At 71.3% G+C, this 21148-nt stretch carries 19 protein-coding genes; 8 read left to right on the top strand and 11 right to left on the bottom strand.

Going from position 1 to position 21148, the window contains the following annotated elements; translation table 11 throughout:
* Nucleotides 1-176 precede the first annotated feature (176 nt).
* Complete coding sequence (gene yczR, locus ABD297_RS13250) at nucleotides 177-1616, bottom strand: MocR-like transcription factor YczR (RefSeq protein ID WP_344255426.1); 1440 nt, start codon at nucleotides 1614-1616, stop codon at nucleotides 177-179.
* A gap of 62 nt (nucleotides 1617-1678) precedes the next feature.
* Between yczR and yczE the strand changes: the two genes are divergently transcribed.
* Nucleotides 1679-2425: a membrane protein YczE gene (gene yczE / locus ABD297_RS13245; RefSeq protein ID WP_344255425.1), complete on the top strand. Its 747-nt coding sequence runs from the start codon at nucleotides 1679-1681 to the stop codon at nucleotides 2423-2425.
* Here yczE and ABD297_RS13240 read toward each other — a convergent pair.
* Both ABD297_RS13240 and ABD297_RS13235 read right to left on the bottom strand, forming a co-directional pair.
* Nucleotides 2388-2993 (bottom strand): 2'-5' RNA ligase family protein, encoded by a 606-nt coding sequence (locus tag ABD297_RS13240; protein ID WP_344255424.1) that lies wholly within the window; start codon nucleotides 2991-2993, stop codon nucleotides 2388-2390. The two genes, yczE and ABD297_RS13240, sit on opposite strands and share 38 nt — an antisense overlap.
* A 5-nt stretch (nucleotides 2994-2998) precedes the next feature.
* Nucleotides 2999-3625 carry a TetR/AcrR family transcriptional regulator gene (locus tag ABD297_RS13235; protein ID WP_344255423.1) on the bottom strand — a complete coding sequence of 209 codons (627 nt, stop codon included), beginning with the start codon at nucleotides 3623-3625 and terminating at the stop codon, nucleotides 2999-3001.
* Nucleotides 3626-3723: 98 nt separating this feature from the next.
* On the opposite strand from ABD297_RS13235, the gene ABD297_RS13230 reads away from it, so the two are divergent.
* A complete protein-coding gene (locus tag ABD297_RS13230) occupies nucleotides 3724-4869 on the top strand; it encodes an acyl-CoA dehydrogenase family protein (protein ID WP_344255422.1) in 1146 nt (381 codons plus the stop codon).
* Nucleotides 4869-5645 carry an SDR family oxidoreductase gene (locus ABD297_RS13225; protein ID WP_344255421.1) on the top strand — a complete coding sequence of 259 codons (777 nt, stop codon included), beginning with the start codon at nucleotides 4869-4871 and terminating at the stop codon, nucleotides 5643-5645. The genes ABD297_RS13230 and ABD297_RS13225 overlap by 1 nt, the downstream gene beginning before the upstream one ends.
* A 102-nt stretch (nucleotides 5646-5747) precedes the next feature.
* On the opposite strand, the gene ABD297_RS13220 is transcribed toward ABD297_RS13225, so the two are convergent.
* Nucleotides 5748-6902: a baeRF3 domain-containing protein gene (locus ABD297_RS13220; RefSeq protein ID WP_344255420.1), complete on the bottom strand. Its 1155-nt coding sequence runs from the start codon at nucleotides 6900-6902 to the stop codon at nucleotides 5748-5750.
* A 409-nt stretch (nucleotides 6903-7311) separates the two neighbouring features.
* On the opposite strand from ABD297_RS13220, the gene glgX reads away from it, so the two are divergent.
* Genes glgX through treZ form a run of 3 tightly spaced genes read left to right on the top strand, consistent with a single transcriptional unit; the run spans nucleotide 7312 to nucleotide 13738 of the window.
* Entirely contained in the window at nucleotides 7312-9483 is a 2172-nt protein-coding gene (gene glgX, locus ABD297_RS13215) for a glycogen debranching protein GlgX (protein WP_344255419.1), read from the top strand.
* Nucleotides 9480-11909, top strand: coding sequence for a malto-oligosyltrehalose synthase (treY, locus tag ABD297_RS13210; protein WP_344255418.1), 2430 nt, complete (start codon nucleotides 9480-9482; stop codon nucleotides 11907-11909). Before glgX ends, treY begins: the two co-directional genes overlap by 4 nt.
* Nucleotides 11906-13738: a malto-oligosyltrehalose trehalohydrolase gene (treZ, locus tag ABD297_RS13205; RefSeq protein WP_344255417.1), complete on the top strand. Its 1833-nt coding sequence runs from the start codon at nucleotides 11906-11908 to the stop codon at nucleotides 13736-13738. The genes treY and treZ overlap by 4 nt, the downstream gene beginning before the upstream one ends.
* 197 nt (nucleotides 13739-13935) lie before the next feature.
* On the opposite strand, the gene ABD297_RS13200 is transcribed toward treZ, so the two are convergent.
* Together ABD297_RS13200 and ABD297_RS13195 are read right to left on the bottom strand one after the other, a co-directional pair.
* On the bottom strand, nucleotides 13936-14904 hold the full coding sequence (locus ABD297_RS13200) for an acyl-CoA thioesterase (protein WP_344255416.1): 969 nt from the start codon (nucleotides 14902-14904) through the stop codon (nucleotides 13936-13938).
* A gap of 52 nt (nucleotides 14905-14956) precedes the next feature.
* Entirely contained in the window at nucleotides 14957-17110 is a 2154-nt protein-coding gene (locus tag ABD297_RS13195; RefSeq protein ID WP_344255415.1) for a RecQ family ATP-dependent DNA helicase, read from the bottom strand.
* Nucleotides 17111-17233: 123 nt separating this feature from the next.
* Here ABD297_RS13195 and ABD297_RS13190 point away from each other — a divergent pair, with 123 nt between their 5' ends.
* Both ABD297_RS13190 and ABD297_RS13185 read left to right on the top strand, forming a co-directional pair.
* Nucleotides 17234-17749, top strand: coding sequence for an acyl-CoA thioesterase (locus ABD297_RS13190; protein WP_344255414.1), 516 nt, complete (start codon nucleotides 17234-17236; stop codon nucleotides 17747-17749).
* On the top strand, nucleotides 17746-18384 hold the full coding sequence (locus ABD297_RS13185) for a DUF8185 domain-containing protein (protein ID WP_344255413.1): 639 nt from the start codon (nucleotides 17746-17748) through the stop codon (nucleotides 18382-18384). The genes ABD297_RS13190 and ABD297_RS13185 overlap by 4 nt, the downstream gene beginning before the upstream one ends.
* A gap of 60 nt (nucleotides 18385-18444) precedes the next feature.
* Here ABD297_RS13185 and ABD297_RS13180 read toward each other — a convergent pair whose 3' ends face one another.
* The 5 genes from ABD297_RS13180 to ABD297_RS13160 all read right to left on the bottom strand — a co-directional run bounded on the left by ABD297_RS13180 (nucleotide 18445) and on the right by ABD297_RS13160 (nucleotide 21144).
* Nucleotides 18445-19236, bottom strand: a complete 792-nt coding sequence (locus ABD297_RS13180; protein WP_344255412.1) for a glycerophosphodiester phosphodiesterase family protein — start codon at nucleotides 19234-19236, stop codon at nucleotides 18445-18447.
* 81 nt (nucleotides 19237-19317) lie between these two features.
* Nucleotides 19318-19722, bottom strand: a complete 405-nt coding sequence (locus ABD297_RS13175; RefSeq protein ID WP_344255411.1) for a hypothetical protein — start codon at nucleotides 19720-19722, stop codon at nucleotides 19318-19320.
* A 26-nt stretch (nucleotides 19723-19748) separates the two neighbouring features.
* A complete protein-coding gene (locus ABD297_RS13170) occupies nucleotides 19749-19961 on the bottom strand; it encodes a VOC family protein (RefSeq protein WP_344255410.1) in 213 nt (70 codons plus the stop codon).
* A 94-nt stretch (nucleotides 19962-20055) separates the two neighbouring features.
* Entirely contained in the window at nucleotides 20056-20295 is a 240-nt protein-coding gene (locus ABD297_RS13165) for a hypothetical protein (RefSeq protein ID WP_344255409.1), read from the bottom strand.
* A gap of 354 nt (nucleotides 20296-20649) precedes the next feature.
* Nucleotides 20650-21144 (bottom strand): DUF2247 family protein, encoded by a 495-nt coding sequence (locus tag ABD297_RS13160; RefSeq protein WP_344255408.1) that lies wholly within the window; start codon nucleotides 21142-21144, stop codon nucleotides 20650-20652.
* Nucleotides 21145-21148 lie beyond the last annotated feature (4 nt).

Below are 21148 nucleotides of genomic sequence, written 5' to 3'. Positions count from 1 at the left end.
GCGCCCAGTCTCTCAGTCCACCTCTGGTCGGGTGGCCCTCCCGTCACACCCGTCACACGCCGCGTGTCGGTGTGACCCGTGGGACTTCGGGGCCACTGGAGGTGGAGTGGGTGGGGTTGCTGCGGGCCACCCGAGTCGAGGAAGCGGAGAGGCGGGCCGGCGGATCCGGGGCCGGGTCAGGCGATGAGGGGAGTGACGTCGCGCGTCGTCGGGCGCTCGCCCAGGGCGAGCTGCCAGGCAGCAGCCAGGCGCCTGCCGACCTCGTCCGCCTCGTCGGGGGCGACGCAGAACGGCACGCGCACCCAGCGGGCGAAGCCGCCCTCGACCCCGAACTGCGCACCCCGAGCCAGCCGGACGCCGGCCGACTCCGCCACCCGGGCCAGCTCGTCACCGCGCGCCTCGGGCAGCTCGCACCAGAGGTTGAGCCCACCGGACGGGAGCGTGAAGCGCCAGTCGGGCACGTGCTCGCGCAGGGCGGCGGCGAGGGCGTCGCGCCGTGCGCGCGCCTCCCGACGTCGCTCGGAGAGCAGGCTCTCGCCCTGGCGGAGCAGGTCGGTGACGACGAGCTGCTCGAGGATCGCGGTCCCGAGGTCCAGGCTGTGCCTCGCCTCGATGACGGACTCGGTGGCTCCTTCCGGGGCGCGCACCCACCCGACGCGCAGGCCGCCCCACCACGTCTTGCCGGCGCTGCCGAGGGTGTGGGCGTGCCGGGACGCGGTCGCGAAGGGGGCCGGGCGCTCCGCGTCGTCGTCGAGCCCGAGCTCGACGAAGGTCTCGTCGACGACGGGCACGACGTCGGCGCGGGCGAGCACGCCCGCGAGCCGGTGCCGCGTCGGGGTCTCCATGACGAGCCCGGTGGGGTTCTGGTGGTCGGGGATGAGGTATGCCGCCCGCGCGCCGCTCTGGCGCAGGCCCACCTCGATGGCGTCGACGTCCCACCCCCTCGGGGTGAGCTGGGTGGGCACGGCGCGGTAGGCCGAACGCCGCACTCCCACAATGGCATTGGGGTAGGTGGGGCTCTCGACCAGGACTCGGTCACCGACCTCCAGCTGGGCGCGGAGCACGGCCGAGAGGCCACCGTGGGCGCCCGAGGTGATGACGACCTGGTCGGGTGAGGTCGCGAGCCCGCGCTGCTCGAACCAGGCCGCCACGGCTCTCCGTGTCTCGGGCAGCCCTCGGGGGTCGTAGCCGGCGGTGGCCAGGAGGCGGGGCAGCTCGAGCAGGGCCCGCTCGTAGGCCGCGGTGACGCCGGCAGCGGCCGGGAGGGCGGCATACGTCAGGTCGATGACGTCGGGTGGCACGTCGGTGGGGATGAGCCCGGCCTGGGAGAGGGCGAGCCCGGACGGTCCCGCCGGCAGGCAGACGACGCTGCCAGAGCCTCGCCGGGTCGCGACGAACCCCTCGTCGCGGAGGGCGTCGAGCGCGGCCCCGACCGTCGTGCGGCTCAGGCCGAGCTCGGTCGTCAGTGCGCGCTCGCTCGGCAGGCGGGTCCCGACGAGCAGGCGGCCGTCGGAGACCAGGCGACGGATGCCGTCGGCGAGGCCGCGGTAGGCGGGTCGGGGGAGCGGGGCGGACCCGAGAAGCAGGGCCAGTGAGCGGGCCGACACGGTGCGCATCGGTCCAGTGTCCCACGATTGGCCCTTATTCATCAGTCCACTCGTCGCGCATCATGGGTCCCATGCGACGCCACGTCCCCCTCGCGAACCTCAGCACCCGCCAGCAGCTGCGGGCCGGCCAGCTGCCACGCCGGGTCACCCAGCTGATCGCCGGACTGGTGCTCTACGGCGTCTCGATGGCGATGATGATCCGCTCGACGCTGGGCCTGGACCCGTGGGACGTGTTCCATGCGGGCATCGCCACGCACGTGCCGCTCACCTTCGGCCAGGTGACCATCGTCGTCGGCGCCCTCGTCCTGCTCCTGTGGGTGCCGCTGCGCCAGTGGCCGGGGCTCGGCACCGTCGCCAACGTCGTCGTCATCGGCCTCGCCGCCGACGCCGGCCTCGCGCTCATCGCGCCGCCCACCTCGATGTGGGCGCGCATCCTGCTGCTCGTCTCCGGCATCGTCCTCAACGGGGTCGCGGGTGGGCTCTACATCGGGAGCCAGCTCGGGCCGGGTCCCCGCGACGGGCTCATGACGGGCTTCGCGCGCCGCACCGGACTCTCGATCCGTCTCGTACGCACGTCGATCGAGGTCGTCGTGCTCTCCGTGGGCTGGCTCCTCGGCGGTCCCGTGGGTCTCGGGACCGTGTTGTATGCCGTCTCGATCGGCCCGCTCGTCCAGTTCTTCCTGCCTCGGCTGACCGTCGACCTCGGGGAGGGTGCCACGCGGGTCCTCCCCCGCGACGTGGCCGTCGAGGACGACGAGACCGCCGGGGCGGCAGTGCCCGTCACCCCGCCGTCCGCCCTGGGCTCGACGACGAGCTGACGCCTCGGGCGCCCGCGCCCAGGGTCCAGGAGTGCAGGATGCGGCACGCGCCCGGCTCGTACCACGCGAGGTCGAGCCGGTCGGCCCGGCACCGCGCGGGCAGGTGCTCGCCGACGAGCTCTCGGGTGGAGGCCTCGGTGACGTCGGCGGACAGGGCATCGAGCGTCAGGTGCGGGACGACGTCACCGTAGCGGCCGGCATACGGAGGGCACTGCGGGAAGGCCTGCCAGAGGGTGGCGGTCAGCGTCGCGAACGGCATCGCCGGCTCCGGGAGGAGGTGCACGATGCCGTTGGGGAACGTGTCCACCCGATGGAGCGTGAAGTCGAACGCCGCTGTCGCGCCGGCGATCTCTGCGACCAGCTCGAGGGCGGACGGCGTGAGGTGCGGCTCGTCGAGGAACGGGGCGAGGGCTGTGACGTGGGCGTGGACGAAGTCGGGGTCTGCCGACACGTAGTCGGTGTCGTAGTGAAGCGTGCGGTCCAGGACGAAGGGCTCGAGCTCGGGCACCGGGACCTGGAGCACCGAGTGGCCGCTCCCGGCCGCGGTGGCTGGCGGGACGGCCGGCATCGCGGTCAGTGCCCGGCGCCCACGAGGCGCAGCGCGAGGGCGGCGTTCGTCGCGCCGATCTCGGTCGGGGTGCGGCGGATCGTCGGGGAGTACCACCGGGCGACGTCGACGACGATCGAGAGCAGGGCGAGGGCCGTGTCGGCGCTGTCGTCGACCGAGAAGGTGCCGTCGGCGACCCCGCGGTCGAGCACGTCCCGCACGAGCGAGTCCATCTCCTTGCGCAGGGCCAGGACCTCGGCGTGGTGCTCCGGGGTGAGGTGGTGGTGCTCGTACTGCACGACCCGGGCGACCTGGTACTGCTCGACGTGCCACTCCGTGAAGCGGGCCATGGCCGCGACGAGCTGCTCACCCGGCGTCGAGCCGTCAGAGATGGCTGCGCGCAGGAGCCGGAGGGCCGACTCGTGGCCGCTGCGGCTGAGAGCGAAGAGCAGCTCCTCCTTGGAGCCGAAGTGGACATAGACGCCGGCGGGCGAGAGTCCGGCGCCGGACGCGATGTCGCGCGTCGTCGTGGCGTGGAAGCCCTTGTCGGCGAACGCGTGCGCCGCGGCCTGCAGGAGTCGCTCGACCGTGGACGCGTCGGGGTCGGACGTCCTGGCGCCGGTCACGGGCGGGGTCGAGGTGGGCTGCGGCACGTTGACAGCATGCCGCAGCAGGGGGAAACTAAGCAAGCGCTTAGTTACCCGTGGGTACCCGCGCAACGCATCCGTGAGCACGCCCGATGGAGGACGACATGCCCCGCAACATCTACGACGAGGACCACGAGGCGATGCGCGCGTCGGCGCGCGAGTTCGTCGCTCGCACGCTGGCCCCCCGCGCCGAGGAGATGATCGCGGGCAAGTCGATCCCGCGTGACATCTGGCTCGAGGCCGGCAAGCAGGGCTTCTTCGGGCTCGACATCCCCGAGGAGTTCGGCGGCGCCGGCGTCGACGACTACCGCTTCAACGCCGTCGTCGCCGAGGAGATGTCCCGCTTCAACGCGGCGACGAGCTCGTGCTTCGGCATCCACTCCGACGTGTGCCCGCCCTACATCGTCGACCTCGGCACCGAGGAGCAGAAGCAGCGCTGGCTGCCCGGCATGGCGAGCGGCGAGCTCATCTGCGCCATCGCGATGACCGAGCCCTCCGGCGGCTCGGACCTCGCCGCCCTCAAGACCACGGCCGTGCGCGACGGCGACTCCTGGATCCTCAACGGTTCCAAGACGTTCATCACCAACGGCTACCAGGCCGACCTCGTCATCGTCGCGGCCCGCACCGACCCGTCCAAGGGTGCCAAGGGCATCACGCTGCTCATGGTCGAGCGCGGCATGGAGGGCTTCGTCAACGGCCGCAAGCTCGACAAGGTCGGCATGGACGAGTCCGACACCGCCGAGCTCTTCTTCGAGAACGTCCGGGTCCCCGACGAGAACCGCCTCGGTCCCGAGGGCATGGGCTTCATCTCGATGATGCAGCGCCTGCCCCAGGAGCGGGTCGGCGCCGCGGTCTCCAACGTGGCGCACGCCAAGGCGATCCTCGAGGAGACGATCCAGTACGCCAAGGACCGCAAGGCCTTCGGGCAGCCGATCGGCGCCTTCCAGCACAACAAGTTCCTCATGGCCGAGCTCGTGACGAAGATCGAGGTCGCCGAGGCCTACGTCGACGACTGCATCGCCGCGCACGCCGATGGCAAGCTCTCCGCCGTCGACGCCGCCAAGGCGAAGTGGTGGAGCTCGGAGGTGCAGAACGACGTGCTCGACCACTGCGTGCAGCTGCACGGCGGCTACGGCTTCATGAACGAGTACCGCGTCGCGCGCGCCTGGCGCGACGCCCGCGTCACGAAGATCTGGGCCGGGTCCAACGAGATCATGAAGGAGCTCATCGGCCGGGACCTCGGCTTCTGATGGGGGCCTCTGCAGCCGGCGGACGCCACGAGGGCGCCGTCGCGATCATCACCGGTGCCAGCCGCGGGATCGGCCTCGGCATCGCCCGTCGCCTCGTCGACGAGGGCGCCAAGGTGGTCATCACGGCGCGCAAGCCGGAGGCGCTCGCAGCCGCCGTCGACGAGCTCGGCGGCCCGGCGAACGCCCTTGGTGTGGCAGGGAATGCCGCTGACGAGTCACACCAGGACGAGGTCATCGCCAAGGCGCGCGAGACGTTCGGCGGGCTGCACCTGCTCGTCAACAACACCGGGATCAACCCGGCCTACGGCCCGATGCTGGACTCCGACCTCGACATCGCCCGCAAGGTGCTCGACGTCAACGTCGTCGCGGCCTTCTCGTGGATCAAGAAGGCCGTCGCCTCGGGTCTCGGTGACGAGTCCCACCCGGGCGCGGTCGTCAACCTCGCCTCGGTCGCGGGGCAGGGTGCCTCGGGCGTCATCGGCTGGTACGGCGTGTCCAAGGCAGCGCTCATCCACCTCACGACCGAGCTGGGCTACGAGCTCGGACCCGACGTGCGCGTCAACGCGGTCGCCCCGGCGGTCGTCAAGACGAAGTTCGCGGAAGCCCTCTACGAGGGGCGCGAGGAGAAGGTCGTGCGCGCCTACCCGATGAAGCGGCTCGGGCTGCCCGAGGACGTGGCCGGGGCCGTGAGCTTCCTGCTCAGCGCCGACGCCTCGTGGGTCACCGGGCAGACCCTGACGGTCGACGGTGGCGTCACCCTCGGCGGCTCGCTCTGACGAGCGGGTCCGCGCCTCGACGACGTCATTCAAGGACGTATGCCGTCCGGCCACGTGCGTCTGCGCACGTGGCCGGACGTGCGTCCGTGACCGGGCCCGGAGTCAGTAGCGCAGCAGGGCGGCCGCCCTCCCCGGCGCCGGCAGGACGGCGAGCGGGACGCACCGGCCACCGTGCCGGAGGGTCTCCCTGACCGCGCTGTCGATCAGCCCGTCGTGGTCCGGGGGCGCGGGAGGGGAGCCGTTCGGCGCCGGGTCCGGGGCGATGAAGAGAGTGTCGACGCGACCGTCGCGCGCAGCGGTGAGGAGCTGCTCGGGGTCGCTCGCGGTCAGCCCCGTCCCGTCGGCCTCGCGGAAACGGTCCTGGAGCACCTGCTCGCGTGCGGCGATGTCCGACGCGACGAGGTCCCAGGCTGCCGCGTGCAGGTCGGCCGCGCTGCGGTGCTCGGGGTTGCCCTCGACGGCCCGGTGCACGAGCGCCGGATACCGACTCACCTGCCGGTAGATCGGCAGGTAGTAGCCGACGCAGGCCAGCACGAGAGGCTCGCCCCGACGGCCGAAGCGCTGGGTGAGCGGCTCGTCCACCGCCCGGAAGAAGCGCTCTAGGGCGGCCTTGTCGTAGTCCGCCTCGTTGCCCTGCCCGTGCACCTGCTGCTCGCGGCGTCCGCCTGTGAGCCCGCTCGAGTGGGACTGGCCGTGCCGCTCGGTCTCCTCCTGGGGGATGGCCGCACGCATCGAGGACGGGATCTGCCCGAGCTCCAGCTCGGAGGCCGCCTCCCGGGTCCCGTGCAGGAGCCGCACCCGGTTCTGGGACAGGGCGAGGACGAGGAAGCCGCCCGAGGGTGTCACGAGCGGGATCAGGGGGTGGAGGCGGAAGGCCGTCCCGACGACCACCTGCTCGTCCGGGGCCACCGGGAGCCGTGCGCGCATGGCCACACCCGGCGCGACGAAGAGGCCCAGACCGGGCGCGCGTCCCTGCCAGAAGTCGTCGTCGCCCTCGAGGTCCCTCAGCTGCGCGAGGAGCTCGGCGGCGACCCGGTCCTCGACACCGGCCTCGGAGAGGTCTCTGGCGGCCTGCCGGACGAGCGTGCGCAGCCGCGACGGGCCGAGCCTGACGTCCGGGCCCTGCACGCTGGTCGGCAGGTAGACGCTGACGCAGGGGCCGTCGGTCTCACTGAGCCGCTGCAGGCTCTCGGCCGAGCCGGGGTCGAGGTCGTCCCACGGCGTGCTCGCCGTGCCGGTTGACGGCTGGGTGTTCATCGGAGATCTCCTTCCGCGGGGACGGGCCCTCCCCGGCTCACTCACCTCCCATGCCACCACTCGGTGCCGGCACTGCGCAGGGTCCTAGGTCCCGGGACGTGCCGAGCCGGGCCTCGTGTCGGGGCTCGCGTCGCGCCGAGTCCAGGACCGAGTCCAGGACCGTGGTCACGACCCTGTCCCGAACTCCGTCGTTCGGGGTACTGGACACAGGGACGCGCGGGCTGAGCAGCGCCTTCCCCGCCGCGAACGGACGGCACGTCGCCCCGCGGCGCGCCGACCGGCATACGACCGCCTTGCGCTCGACGGGCCCCGGCAGGGAAGAATGCGCTGTGCGGACACCGTCGTCCGCTGGTCGCCACTCCGTGGCGCCGCGGCCCCGCGCCGCGACCGAACGACGGAAAGTAGGTCCATGGAGATCTGGCCGGGCAAGCCCTACCCCCTCGGAGCGACGTACGACGGCTCCGGGGTCAACTTCGCGGTGTTCTCGGAGGTGGCCGAGCGCATCGAGCTGTGCCTGCTCGACGACGACCTCACCGAGACGCGACTCGACCTGCCCGAGACGGACGGCTTCGTCTGGCACGGCTACGTCCCCTACGTGCAGCCGGGCCAGCGCTACGGCTTCCGCGTCCACGGGCCCTACGACCCCGAGCAGGGTCACCGGTGCAACCCCAGCAAGTTCCTGCTCGACCCGTACGCCAAGGCGATCGAGGGACAGGCCGAGAACGACCAGTCGCTCTACTCCTACACCTTCGGTGACGAGGAGGCCGCGACGACGACGGAGATCAACACCGACGACAGCGTGCGCCACACGATGCACTCTGTCGTCATCAACCCGTTCTTCGACTGGGGCGACGACCGCCCGCCGCGCCACGAGTACCACGAGAGCATCATCTACGAGGCCCACGTCAAGGGCCTGACGATGCTCCACCCGGAGATCCCCGAGGAGATCCGCGGCACCTACGCCGGCATCGCGCACCCCGCGATGATCAAGCACCTGAGCGACCTGGGAATCACCGCCATCGAGCTGATGCCGGTGCACCAGTTCGTCCAGGACGCGCCGCTCGTCGACCGTGGCCTGTCCAACTACTGGGGCTACAACACCATCGGCTTCCTCGCCCCGCACAACGCGTATGCCGCCGGTGGGCAGCGCGGGCAGCAGGTCCTCGAGTTCAAGGCCATGGTCAAGGCCCTGCACGCGGCCGACATCGAGGTCATCCTCGACGTGGTCTACAACCACACGGCCGAGGGCAACCACATGGGGCCGACGCTCGCGTTCCGCGGCCTCGACAACAACAGCTACTACCGCCTCGTCAGCGACGACCTGACGCACTACTACGACACGACCGGCACCGGCAACAGCCTCCTGATGCGCAGCCCGCACGTGCTCCAGCTCATCATGGACTCGCTGCGCTACTGGGTCACCGAGATGCACGTCGACGGGTTCCGCTTCGACCTGGCCGCGACCCTGGCACGTCAGTTCCACGAGGTCGACAAGCTGTCGGCCTTCTTCGACCTCATCCAGCAGGACCCGGTCGTCAGCCAGGTCAAGCTCATCGCCGAGCCCTGGGACGTCGGCGAGGGCGGCTACCAGGTCGGCAACTTCCCGCCGCTGTGGACCGAGTGGAACGGCAAGTTCCGTGACACGGTGCGCGACTTCTGGCGTGGCGAAGGTGGCGCCCTCGGTGAGTTCGCCTCTCGCTTCACGGGATCCAGCGACCTCTACGAGCACTCCGGCCGCAAGCCGATCGCCTCGATCAACTTCGTCACGGCCCACGACGGCTTCACCCTGCGCGACCTCGTGTCCTACAACGAGAAGCACAACGAGGCCAACGGCGAGGGCAACAACGACGGCGAGAGCCACAACCGCTCGTGGAACTGCGGCGTCGAGGGGCCCACCCAGGACCCGGAGATCCGCGAGCTGCGGCTGCGCCAGCAGCGCAACTTCCTCACCACGCTGCTCTTCTCGCAGGGCGTACCGATGATGCTGCACGGCGACGAGCTCGGCCGCACCCAGAGCGGCAACAACAACGGCTACTGCCAGGACAACGACATCTCGTGGATCCAGTGGGTCCTCGACGAGGACGACCAGAAGCTCCTCGTCTTCACGCAGTCGCTCGTCAAGCTGCGTCGTGAGCACCAGGTCTTCCGTCGGCGCCGCTTCTTCGCGGGCAACGCCGACCACGGCGGCGAGAGCGAGCTGGGCGACATCGCCTGGTTCACCCCCGAGGCGCAGCACATGGACGAGGAGGACTGGAGCAACGGCCAGGCCAAGTCCCTCATGATCTTCCTCAACGGCTCGGCCATCCCCGAGCCGGACCCGCGCGGCCAGCAGATCCTCGACGACTCCTTCCTCGTGATGTTCAACGCGCACGACGAGCCGCTCTCCTTCACGCTGCCCGACGCGGAGTACGGCGCGCAGTGGATCCCCGTCATCGACACGGCGCTGCACGAGATCGAGACCGACCCCATCGAGCCGACCTGGCAGATCCAGGTCCAGCCGCGGAGCATCGTCGTGCTGAGGTGCCCGCGCGAAATCGTGTCACCCATCATCCCGGGCATCTCGGAGGAGGCCACCGCGTGAGGTACTCCAGCGCCCCGGTCTCGACCCACCGGCTCCAGCTCGAGCCGGACTTCACCCTCGATGACGCGGTGGCGCAGGTGGATCACCTTGCGGCACTGGGGATCACGCACCTCTACCTGTCGCCGATCCTGCAGGCCACGGTCGGCTCGAAGCACGGCTACGACGTCACCGACCACACCACGGTGTCGCAGGGGCTCGGCGGCGACGCCGGGTTCGCCCGGCTCGTCGAGGCGGCCCACGGGGCCGGCCTCGGCGTCGTCGTGGACGTCGTGCCCAACCACATGACCACCCCGACCCCGCTCTCCCTCAACCGCCCGCTGTGGTCGGTGCTCCGCGAGGGCCGGCAGTCGGCATACGCCACGTGGTTCGACGTCGACTGGGACGCCCAGGGCGGGCGCATCCTCCTGCCCGTGCTCGGCGCCCCGCTCGACGAGGTGCTCGCCGCGGGCGAGATCTCCGTGGGGGAGCACGAGGGCGAGCCGGTCGTGACGTACTACGACCACGTCTTCCCGCTCGCCCCGGGCAGCGACGTGCGTATGCCGCTGGCCGACCTCCTCGACGCCCAGCACTACCGCCTCGCGTCGTGGACGGTCGGCGACTCCGAGCTGAACTACCGCCGGTTCTTCGACGTGACGTCGCTCATCGCGGTGCGCGTCGAGGACCCTGAGGTGTTCGATGCGACGCACGCGCTGCTCGTCGACGGCATCCGCTCGGGCGCCATCGACGGCCTGCGCATCGACCACCCGGACGGCCTCGCCGACCCCGAGGGCTACCTCGAGCGCCTCGGCGACGCGACCGGCGACTCCTGGGTCGTCGTCGAGAAGATCCTCGAGGGTGACGAGCAGCTCCCGCACGCGTGGCGGACCGCCGGCACGACGGGCTACGACGCGCTGCTGCGCATCGGCGGGCTCTTCGTCGACCCCGCCGGCGCCGCGCCGCTCGACGACCTCTCGACCGAGCTTCTCGGCGAGCGCCAGGACCTCGGCGTCATCGTGACGGAGTCGAAGCGGTGGGTCGTGCAGGTCATGCTCGCCACCGAGGTCAGCCGGCTCGTGCGTCTCGTCGCCCAGGCGAGGCCCGACCTCGACCCCGACGCGGCACGGGCGGTCATCGACGCCCTGCTCGTCGGCATGGACCGCTACCGCGTCTACCTCCGGCCGGGCACGCCGGCCGACGCCCAGGACGCGGCAGAGCTCGAGACCGCCGCGGCGCGGGGTGCTGAGGGCGTTGCCAACGCTCTCGACGCCGCCACCGTGCGGGGGGTCGTCGACCTCGCGCTCGGACAGGCCTCGCCGGTCGACCAGGTGGCCGCCGACGAGTTCGTCGTGCGGTTCCAGCAGACGTGCGGGCCGGCCATGGCCAAGGCCATCGAGGACACCGCCTACTACCGCTACGTGCGGCTCGTGGCCCTCAACGAGGTCGGCGGCGACCCGACGCAGGTGGGTGTCCCGGCCGAGGTCTTCCACGCCTTCTCCGCCGACCTGCTGGGCGCGTGGCCGCAGTCGATGACCACCCTCTCCACGCACGACACGAAGCGGGCCGAGGATGTCCGGGCCCGGCTGTTCGTCCTCGCGGAGCGACCCGAGGCGTGGGCGACGTGGGTGCAGGCGGCCCGCGAGCTGGCCACCCCGATACGGGCAGACGAGCTCGACGCCCTCACCGAGTACTTCCTCTGGCAGACGCTCGTCGGAGCCTGGCCGATCAGTGAGGAGCGGCTGCAGGCGTACGCCCTCAAGGCGATTCGTGAGTCGAAGCTCTACACGCGCTGGACCGAGCCGAACGAGGCCTACGAGTCGGCCGTCGAGCGTTTCGTGTCCGGCGTCGTGACGACCCCCGAGGTCGTCGCCCACGTCGAGTCATGGGTCGAGGCGACGCAGGCCGAGACCCGGGCCAACGTGCTCGGCCAGAAGCTCGTGCAGCTGACGATGCCCGGCGTGCCCGACGTCTACCAGGGCACCGACCTCGTGGACCTGTCCCTCGTCGACCCGGACAACCGCCGGGCCGTGGACTACTCCGAGCGCCGGGACCGCCTCGCGCGGCTCGACGGCGGCGCGGCTCCCGCCGACCTCCACGACGAGAAGCTGCTCGTGACGAGCGCGGCGCTGCGCACCCGACGGGAGCGCTCGGCCTGCTTCACCGGCGAGGACGCGACCTACGTGCCCGTGTCGACGACCTCCGAGCACGCCGTCGCGTTCGGTCGTGGCACAGCTGGGGGCGTCGAGGTCGTCACGGTGGTGACTCGCCTCGCCGGCCGCCTCGCTGACGCCGGTGGCTTCGGCGACGCCACGATCGAGCTGCCCGCCGGTCCGTGGCGCGACGCCCTCTCGGCGCGGACCTTCGCCGGCGGACCCACCGCTCTGGCCGACGTCGTCGGCGACTCCAGCCTGCCGGTGGCCCTGCTCGTGCGGGTAGGGGACGAGTCATGACCGCCGACACCCACGCCCGCTCCATCCGCGTCTGGGCCCCGCTCGCGTCGCGCGTCGACGTCCTCGTCAACCCGGTGGAGGGTCGGCGCGAGCCGACCTCCGCGGCTCGACGTCACGCCATGACGGCCGAGGACGGTGGCTGGTGGTCGTGGACGCGGCCCGAGCGCGGCACGCTCGAGTACTCGTTCAGCCTCGACGGCGGCGACCCCCGCCCGGACCCGCGCAGCGCCTGGCTGCCCCACGGGGTCCATGGTGCGAGCCGCACGTTCGACGCCGATGCGCACCCGTGGGGCGACGCCGGCTGGCGCGGGACCCGGGACGGCCGGGGTGCGCTGGGGGGTGTCGTCTACGAGCTGCACGTCGGCACGTTCACACCCGAGGGGACGTTCGACGCCGCCATCGGCCACCTCGACCACCTCGTCGACCTCGGGGTCGACGTGGTCGAGGTGATGCCGGTCGCTGCCTTCGGCGGCACCCACGGCTGGGGCTACGACGGTGTCGCGCCGTATGCCGTCCAGCAGGCCTACGGGGGGCCGGCCGCGTTCCAGCGCTTCGTCGACGCCTGCCACGCGCACGGTCTCGGAGTGTGCCTCGACGTGGTCTACAACCACCTCGGACCGACCGGCAACTACCTCGCCGAGTTCGGGCCCTACTTCACCACGACGCACAACACGCCGTGGGGACCTGCCGTCAACCTCGACGCCGACGGCAGCCACGAGGTGCGTCGCTGGGTGATCGACAACGCCCTGCGCTGGTTCCGGGACTTCCACGTCGACGCGCTGCGGCTCGATGCCGTGCACGAGCTCCGGGACGAGTCCGAGCCGCACCTGCTGGCCCAGCTGTCCGACGAGACTGCTTCTCTCGCAGCGGATCTCGGACGCCCGCTCGACCTCATCGCCGAGAGCGACCTCAACGACGCGGTCGTCGTGACGCCGACGGCCGAGGGTGGTCGAGGCATGACCGCGCAGTGGGACGACGACATCCACCATGCGCTCCACGTTGCCCTGACGGGGGAGACCCAGGGCTACTACGCCGACTTCGCCGGCGGGACCGAGGCGTGGCCGGAGGGCGGCCCGATCTCGGTGCTGGCCAAGACGCTGTCCGACGCGTTCCTGCACGACGGTCGCATGTCGACCTTCCGTGGCTCCGTCTGGGGCGCGCGGGTCGACCCCGACGCGCGGTCGGGACACCAGTTCCTCGCCTACCTCCAGACCCACGACCAGGTCGGCAACCGCGCCACGGGCGACCGCATCAGCGACCAGATCTCGCCGGGGCAGCAGGCCGTCGGCGCCGCGCTCTACCTGCTGTCGCCGTTCACCGCGATGGTCTTCATGGGGGAGGAGTGGCGTGCGAGCACCCCGTTCGCGTTCTTCACCTCGTTCGAGGAGGACTGGCTCGCGGACGCCGTCCGCTCCGGCCGGCGGGCTGAGTTCGCCGCCCACGGCTGGGACGAGGCCGACGTGCCCGACCCGCAGGACCCGGCCACCCGGGCGCACAGCGTGCTGGACTGGAGCGAGCCGAGCGCTCCCGGTCACAACGAGATGCTGCACTTCTACCGCGAGCTCATCAAGGTGCGCCGCACGCAGCCCGATGTCGCCTCGGGCGACCTCCGTGCCACGTCCGTGAAGTTCGACGAGGAGGCGAAGTGGCTCATCCTGTCGCGGGGGTCCGTCCACGTCGTCGTCAACCTCGCCGGTCGCTCCCAGGTGGTGCCCTTCACCGGCGAGGTCGAGCACATCCTCGCCTCGTGGGGCCGGGCCCCGATCGTGGACGGTCGTGGCGTGCGTCTCGACGGACACGACGTCGCGGTCCTCCGCACCACCCCCTGACCAGGGGCGGCGCCGCCACCATCAGGACGAGTGACTCGCCCGGGACCGCGTGGGACTCACCTCAACTCGAGTGGCCCTTGTGTCACTCCCGCCCCCCAGCCGGGGTGGTGCGCGTGGGCCGGGCGGACGCTCGAGCGGGCTGGAGCGTCCGTCGCGTCGACTCGAGTGGCCTCGGCGTCGCTCCTGACCCAGGCGGGTCAGGACTCCTTGACGCGGACCATGCCCTCCTGGGCCGTGGTGGCCACGAGGGTGCCGTCCTGGGTGAAGATCTCGCCGATGGACAGGCCACGCCCGCTCTCGGCCGACGGCGACTGCTGGGCATAGAGCAGCCACTCGTCGGCGCGGACGTCGCGGTGGAACCACATCGAGTGGTCGAGGCTCGCGACCCGCAGGCGCCGGTCGGTCCACACCAGACCGTGGCGGCGCAGGACCGGCTCGAGGAGGGAGTAGTCGCTGGAGTAGGCGAGCACCGCGGCGTGCAGCAGGGCGTCGTCCGGCAGGCGCTCGACGGCTCGCATCCACACGTGGTTGGTGGCGACCTGCTCCGGGCCCGCGTCGAGGAACATGTTGCTCTCGACCGGACGCAGCTCGATCGGGCGCGACTCGGAGATGTGGCGCGCGCCGGGGTGGTCGACGCCGCGGAAGGCCTCCGCCAGCGAGACGAGCCCCTCGGGACCGGTCACCTGGGGCATCTGGTTCTGGTGGTCGAGGCCCTCGGCACGTGCTTGGAAGGAGCACGTCATCGACATGATCGGTGCGCCCTTCTGCACGGCGTGCACGCGTCGGGTCGAGAAGCTGTTGCCGTCACGCATCTCCTCGACGGCGAAGCGGATCGGGAGCGTGTCGTCGCCGGGACGCATGAAGTAACCGTGGAGCGAGTGGATCGGCCGCGAGAGGTCGCCGTCGTCGAGGTCGCGCACCGTGATGCCGGCGGCCATGACGCACTGCGCGAGGACCTGGCCGCCGAAGACCCGGCCGTGGGGCATCTTCTGGCTCCGGCCCTCGAAGACCCGCGCCGAGGACGCTCCGATCGACTCGGCGGCGTCACGTCCCTGGACGTCGGTGACGGAGATGTGGGCGGTCCCGACGTCCTTGAGGGTCAGCACCTCGAGGAGGTCCTCGAGCGGGGGGAGCGGGCGCGGCTCGAAGGGGGCGTCTGCAGTCACAGCACGACCCTAGTGGCCGCGACCGAGTGGTCGTCGCGACCGGCGACCAGGGTCACGCCTCCATGGCCAGTGCCAGGGGGAGCACCGCCGGTGCCCCGGCCTGACGGAGCAGGCCGGCGCACACCGTGAGGGTCCAGCGTGAGTCGCTTACGTCGTCGACCAGCAGGACCGGCCCCGGGATGCCGCTGAGGGCCCCCGCGAGCTCCTGCCCGACAGCGAGGCGTCCCCAGACGTTGGCCAGTCGGAAGGCGCTGTTGCCTCCGGGCTCGCCGACGGGCCCGCCCTCGACGAGATCGAGCGAGCCCAGGTAGGGCAGGCGACCGAGGTTGCCGATGCCGGCAGCGAGCGACTCGACGAGGAGCGGACGTCTGCGTGACGGGACGGAGACGATGGCGGCCGGCCGCTCCTGCCATCCCCACCCCGCCAGGACGTCGACGCAGGCCCGGAGCACCTCGGCGGGGATCTCGCGGTCCTCACCGAGGAGCAGCTCGCGCAGGCGCTGGCCCCATCCCAGGTCGCTGAGGCGGGCGACGGCGCGACCCTCGGCCATGGCGATCGACGGCGAGATCTTGCCCTTGAGGGGCACCCCCAGCCGGCCCATGCCCGAGGGCCACTGGGCGCGGGACTCGAGCACGACGCCGGGTCGCTCGAGCCGGGACCTCGCCGTGTTGACCGCCGCCTCGGGGATCGTGGTGTCGAACCACGGGCCGGCACACCGGTCGCACCGACCGCACGGCTCGGCGGAGTCGTCGTCGAGCGTCTGCTGGAGGAAGGCCATGCGGCACCGGTCGGTGCGCTCGTAGTCGACCATGAGCTGCTGCTCCCGCTCGCGGGCCTCGGTGACCCGGCCGTAGCGCTCGGCGTCGTAGGTCCACGGCTCGCCCGTGGCGGTCCACCCGCCCGGGACCCGGTGGACGGCCCCGTCGACGTCGAGCACCTTGAGCAGCAGCTCGAGGCGGGTGCGGCGCACGTCGACGATGGTCTCGAGGGCGACGGTGGACAGGGCCTTGGGCGACTCGGACAGGGCGCGGACGACCGCGTCGGCCTGGTCCTGCTTGGGCATGGAGGCCGATGCGAAGTAGCGCCAGATGTCCTTGTCCTCGGGGCCGGGCATGAGGAGCACGTCGGCCCGATCGGTGGCACGGCCCGCACGACCGACCTGCTGGTAGTAGGCCACGGGCGACGACGGGGCGCCGAGGTGGAGGACGAAACCGAGGTCGGGCTTGTCGAAACCCATGCCGAGCGCGGAGGTCGCCACCAGGGCCTTGACCTCGTTGTCGCGCAGAGCCTCCTCGAGCCTGATCCGCTCGGACGGCTCGGTGCGCCCTGTGTAGGCGGCGACCTGGTGCCCCGCCTCACGCAGCGCCACCGCGACGTCCTCGGCCGCCGCCACGGTCAGGGCGTAGACGATGCCCGAGCCGGGCAGCTCCCCGAGGTGGGCGATGAGCCAGGCAAGACGCTGCTCCGGTGCCGCGAGCGGGAGCACCCCGAGTCGCAGGGACGCTCGGGCCAGTGGTCCGCGCAAGGTCAGCACGTCACGGCCACCCGCACCGAGCTGCTCGACGACGTCGGTCACCACACGGGCGTTGGCCGTCGCCGTCGTGGCGAGCACCGGCGTGCGCTCAGGCAGGGTCGTGAGCAGGTCGCGGATGCGGCGGTAGTCGGGCCTGAAGTCGTGCCCCCAGTCACTGATGCAGTGGGCCTCGTCGACGACCAGCAGGCCGCACGTCTCGGCGAGTGCGGGCAGCTGCTCGTCGCGGAAGCGGGGGTTGTTGAGGCGTTCGGGGCTGACGAGCAGCACGTCGACCTCACCCCGGGCGAGAGCCCCGGACACGGCGCCCCACTCGTCGGCATTGGTCGAGTTGAGGGTCACGGCCTTGATGCCGGCCCTCCCCGCAGCCGCGATCTGGTCGCGCATGAGCGCGAGCAGGGGGCTGACGATGACGGTCGGTCCCGCCCCTTCGGCCCGGCGCAGAGCCGTCGCGACGAAGTAGACGGCCGACTTGCCCCAGCCGGTGCGCTGCACGACGAGCACGCGTCGTCGCCCGGCCACCAGCTCGTTGATCGCCTCGAGCTGCCCGTCCCGGAAGTCGACGTCGTCGCGACCGACGAGACGCCGCAACGCGGTCGTGGCCCGCTCCCGCAGTGCTGGGTCGACGTCGGCGGCGGGCAGTACGGAGGGTGCCGAGGTGGGGGGTGGGGTCATGGCACCCAACCTACGTGGCCCCACCGACCGGGCCGACCGGCATACGCAGGCTGTGGACGCCGGGGACGTCCACCGCAGGGGATGTGGACGAGCGTGCGCGGACGGGGCTGGAAGGATGGGGACATGACCGAGACGAGCGACGCGACCGGCACCCCGCCCGAGACCGGGGCGCAGGCGACCCCGTACGCCGCGCAGGTGTCGCTGCGCTGGTCCGACATGGACGCGTACGCGCACATCAACAACGTCCAGTTCCTGCGGCTGCTCGAGGATGCCCGCGTCATCGCCTTCCGGGACTGGTTCGAGGGTGGGGGAGCGGGCGACAAGACCCTGCTCGACGAGGGTGTGCTCGTGTCGCGGCACGAGATCGAGTACCGCCGACCGCTCGGATTCCGCCACGCCCCCGTCGAGATCCAGATGTGGGTCTCGCGCATCGGCGGCGCGGGCTTCGACGTCGCGTACATCGTCACCGACCCGGACGGCGTGGGGGAGGGGGAGCGCCCGGTCTACGCGGTCGCCGAGACCGAGCTGGCGCTCTACGACTTCGCGAGCGAGTCCCCGAGGCGCATGCGGCCGGACGAGCGCACCTCGGTCCGGGCGCACCTGGGGGAGCCCGCGCCGTTCCGGAGACGCCGGCGATGAACGACACGCAGCACATCGACTTCGGTGACCCTCGCAGCCTTGCCGACCTCGGCACCTACCTGGGGCGGGCCAGCCGCGCCAACCCGGACGGCGCCGTCCGTCTCCAGGTGCTCGGCAACCTGCTGCTGACGACGGTGGCCGTCATCGAGGGGACCGGTCTCATGGGCGACGGAACGGTGCTCGGGATGCGCGTCGTTGCCATCGCCGCGTCCGACGACGTCGACGCGACCGTGTCTTTCGCGTCGGTCAACGACCGCCTCGCCCGCGAGGGCAACGGCGCCGTGCTGAGCGTCCCTCCCACGACGGTGCGCGCCCCCTGGAGCGGGCTCACCCCGCCCCGTGACGGTTGGGAGCCGGTCGGTCAGCTCCGAGGAGACGCGATCGAATCCATTGCACGTCAGGGCATCTCACAGATCGCCGAGGGCACGCCGGCGAACGCCGGCGGTCACGCGGTCGAGTCGCTGAGGCGGCGCACGTGGGGTGCGATGAGCGACACCGTCCCGCCGATCGCCGCCGGGCTCGCGTTCGGTGCCCACGTCCTCGGTTTCGCGTCGGCGGGAGAGTCCGCGACGATCTCGGCGCACGGCCGGTGGACGCGTCTGACCACGTCGCGGGGGCACGTGCTCGTTCGCTGAGCCGATGGCGTATGCCGTGTGGCGGGTCGGGAGCCTGTCGTCCCGGAGCCCCGGGGCGCGTCAGGTCCTTCCGGTCCAGGTCCCGCGCTCGACGAGGACGTCCTTGAGCACGTCGATCCGGTCGCTGACGATCCCGTCGACGCCGAGGTGGAGCAGGCGCCGCATCTCCTCGGCGTCGTCGATGGTCCACACGTGGACCTGCTTGCCGTAGCGGTGCGCGGTCTCGACGAACTGGGCGGTGACGACGCGAACTGGCCTACCCCGCAAGGGAATCGACGGCGGGACCTGGAAGACGTCAGCCGGGGTGCGGAAGACCTTGGTGAGGAGTCCGGGGGCGAATCGGGTCAGGGCCGTGCCGACCTCGGCGGCTGCGGTGGCGACGGTGCCGCGTGCGAGACGGCGGAAGTGCGAGATGTTGCGCTGCGAGAAGGAGCCGACGCACACCTGGTCGTGCAGTCCACGCTCCTCGATGAGGCGCCAGAGAGGCTGTGCCGTGCCGGGGGCCTTGAGGTCGATGTTGAGGTTGATGTCGGGCCAGGCGTCGAGGACGTCGGTGAGCAGAGGCACGTGGCCACCGTCGCCGACCTCGGCGTGCGACACCTGCGACCACGGGAGGTCGCGAATCAGCCCTCGGGCGTTGCTGACCCGGTCGAGGCGCGTGTCGTGGAAGGCGACGAGCCGACCGTCGCGGGTGAGGTGCACGTCGGTCTCGAGGTGTGTGTAACCGAGGGCCACGGCGTTGCCGAAGGCCGTCATGGTGTTCTCGAGCCCGACGTTGGGCGCGTAGAGCGACCCGCCCCGGTGAGCCAGTGCCACGGGCGTGTGAGAGAGATAGGCCCGTGTCGTCTGCATGACCACGAGACTAGACGAATGCTTGCCCAAGCCTCTCGTGTCGGGGCAGTGGGGCTCGTGATCGATGTCGGCGCACCACCCTCAAAGGTCGACGGGGTGAGGTAGCGCCAACGGGCTCTGCGACATGCGCTCCCGCCATGACCCGTCATCGCCTTCGCGGGATGTCACCGCTTCGATGACGGCGAGTCCTTGCTGGGTCGGGGCGAGCGCGGCCACCTGGAAGGGCCAGAGCTCTGGGTCGGGCTCGGCACGCCATTCACGGTCGATCCGGGAGATGGCCTCGCCCCGGGTGCAGTCCCAGGCATGAAAGCCATCCCGGTCGACATCCCCTGCCGCCACGAACCCCTCGCGGATGAGCTGGGCCACGACCTCCATGGCGGTCACGTGGAGCTCAGGGTCCTCGACCCCCATCTCCTCACGGACGTGCGAACGGACGAGGCCGAGGTCGATCCAGTCGTAGATCGTTCCCATGAGCAGGTCCTCCACGACCGAGCGCGTGGGCTGTTCGTGAGTCACTGTAGGTGGACCTTTCTGATCTGGCCGTCGGCGTAGCGCACGTCGATCGTCGCACCACCGCTGCGTGAGCCGGTCCGCAGGCCGACCTGGGTGCCGTCGGGACGCTCAAACCATTCGCCGGCGTAGCCGGGTTGTCCTCGACGTGTGGCACCTGCGGTCAACTCCTCGAACAGGGCACGGAGCGCGCGCTCGTCGGGGACCGTGAGCACGCCTCGCGACCTACCGCGGGGCAGTCGTTCCAGCTGTGGGAGCATCCGTGTCGGTGTGGCCAACTGGGCTTCGGCGTGGGAGCCCCAGCGCTCGTCAGTTCACGTCGCACACTCGCCCGAGGGCCTCCCCAGCAACTGTCCTGCCGGAGGCAGTGAGCTCGAACCACACGAACGCGAACCGCGGATCCACCTCGGGGTCTGTCCACAGGTCCGACGGCCGGTTCACCTGCTCGTCGACCGGTCCTTCCCACGGCAGGTGCTCGCCTCCTGCCAGGTCGCCGGCCACTGCAAGTCCGTCGTCGAGCAGTCGCTTCGCCAAGGTGACAGCAGTCAACCGATACTCCTCCTCGCTCGTTGGATGAGCGTGGCGGCGACGTCGAAGAAGTCGGCCGACTGCAGCCAGTCGTCGAGCCCCCGGATCACCAGCAGGTCGTAGACCGCATTCGGGTCAGGTACGGCTCAGGGCTGCTCCACTGCATCGATGGGTACCTTCCCTGGGCGCTTGGTAGTGCATCCCGGCGGCCCGTGATCCTGAGTCGTCATCCATGTACCGATGACCAGCCGTCGACCCCTCGACATGGATGTCCGTCGATGTCATGTGCGCGGATTGGCCATCCATCCACGACTGCGCGGCCTTCCTGTCGATCACGCAGTCGTCCCTGATGGGTCGGTACGCCGTCCCACGAGGTCATACCTCGGGCGGCCTCGAACGGTGGGCGAACTCCTGCCGGCGGTCGGCCAGGTACGCGCTCCACCGCATCTCGAGCGCAGCCCGGCCCGGCTCGCTTCCAGCAGGAGCAGGCAAGAACGGGACGAACCCCTCCATCTCTTCGGGGTAGTCGAAGTCGGCATAGATCTGCTCGAGTTCCGCGAAGGCATCCGCGGAGTCCTGCCTCTGCTCCCAAGCCAGCGAAAGAACGAGGAAGAGCCACACCCGGGACGGAGTCAGCACCGCTCCGCCGGGGGCGTCGTCCAGCTGGTCGACCAGATCGGGGACTCGGCCGACCGCGTCCCGCAGGAGGAGGCTGAGCTCTTGCAGTGCCGGAGAGTCCGAGTGCCCGCTGCTGACGGTCAGCTCGGCGAGCCTCACGACATCGCGACCGTCCACGTACCCCGAGCGGTAGCCCCAGGCGAGCTCGGGCGGCAGAAGATCGACGTGTCGGGCGATGAAGTCGACGGACATCCGT

The organism is Terrabacter carboxydivorans (genome assembly GCF_039532035.1).
Taxonomy (GTDB): Bacteria; Actinomycetota; Actinomycetes; order Actinomycetales; family Dermatophilaceae; genus Terrabacter; species Terrabacter carboxydivorans.
Note: the sequence above shows the minus strand (reverse complement) of the source record. Positions and strands in the feature narration are given on the sequence as shown.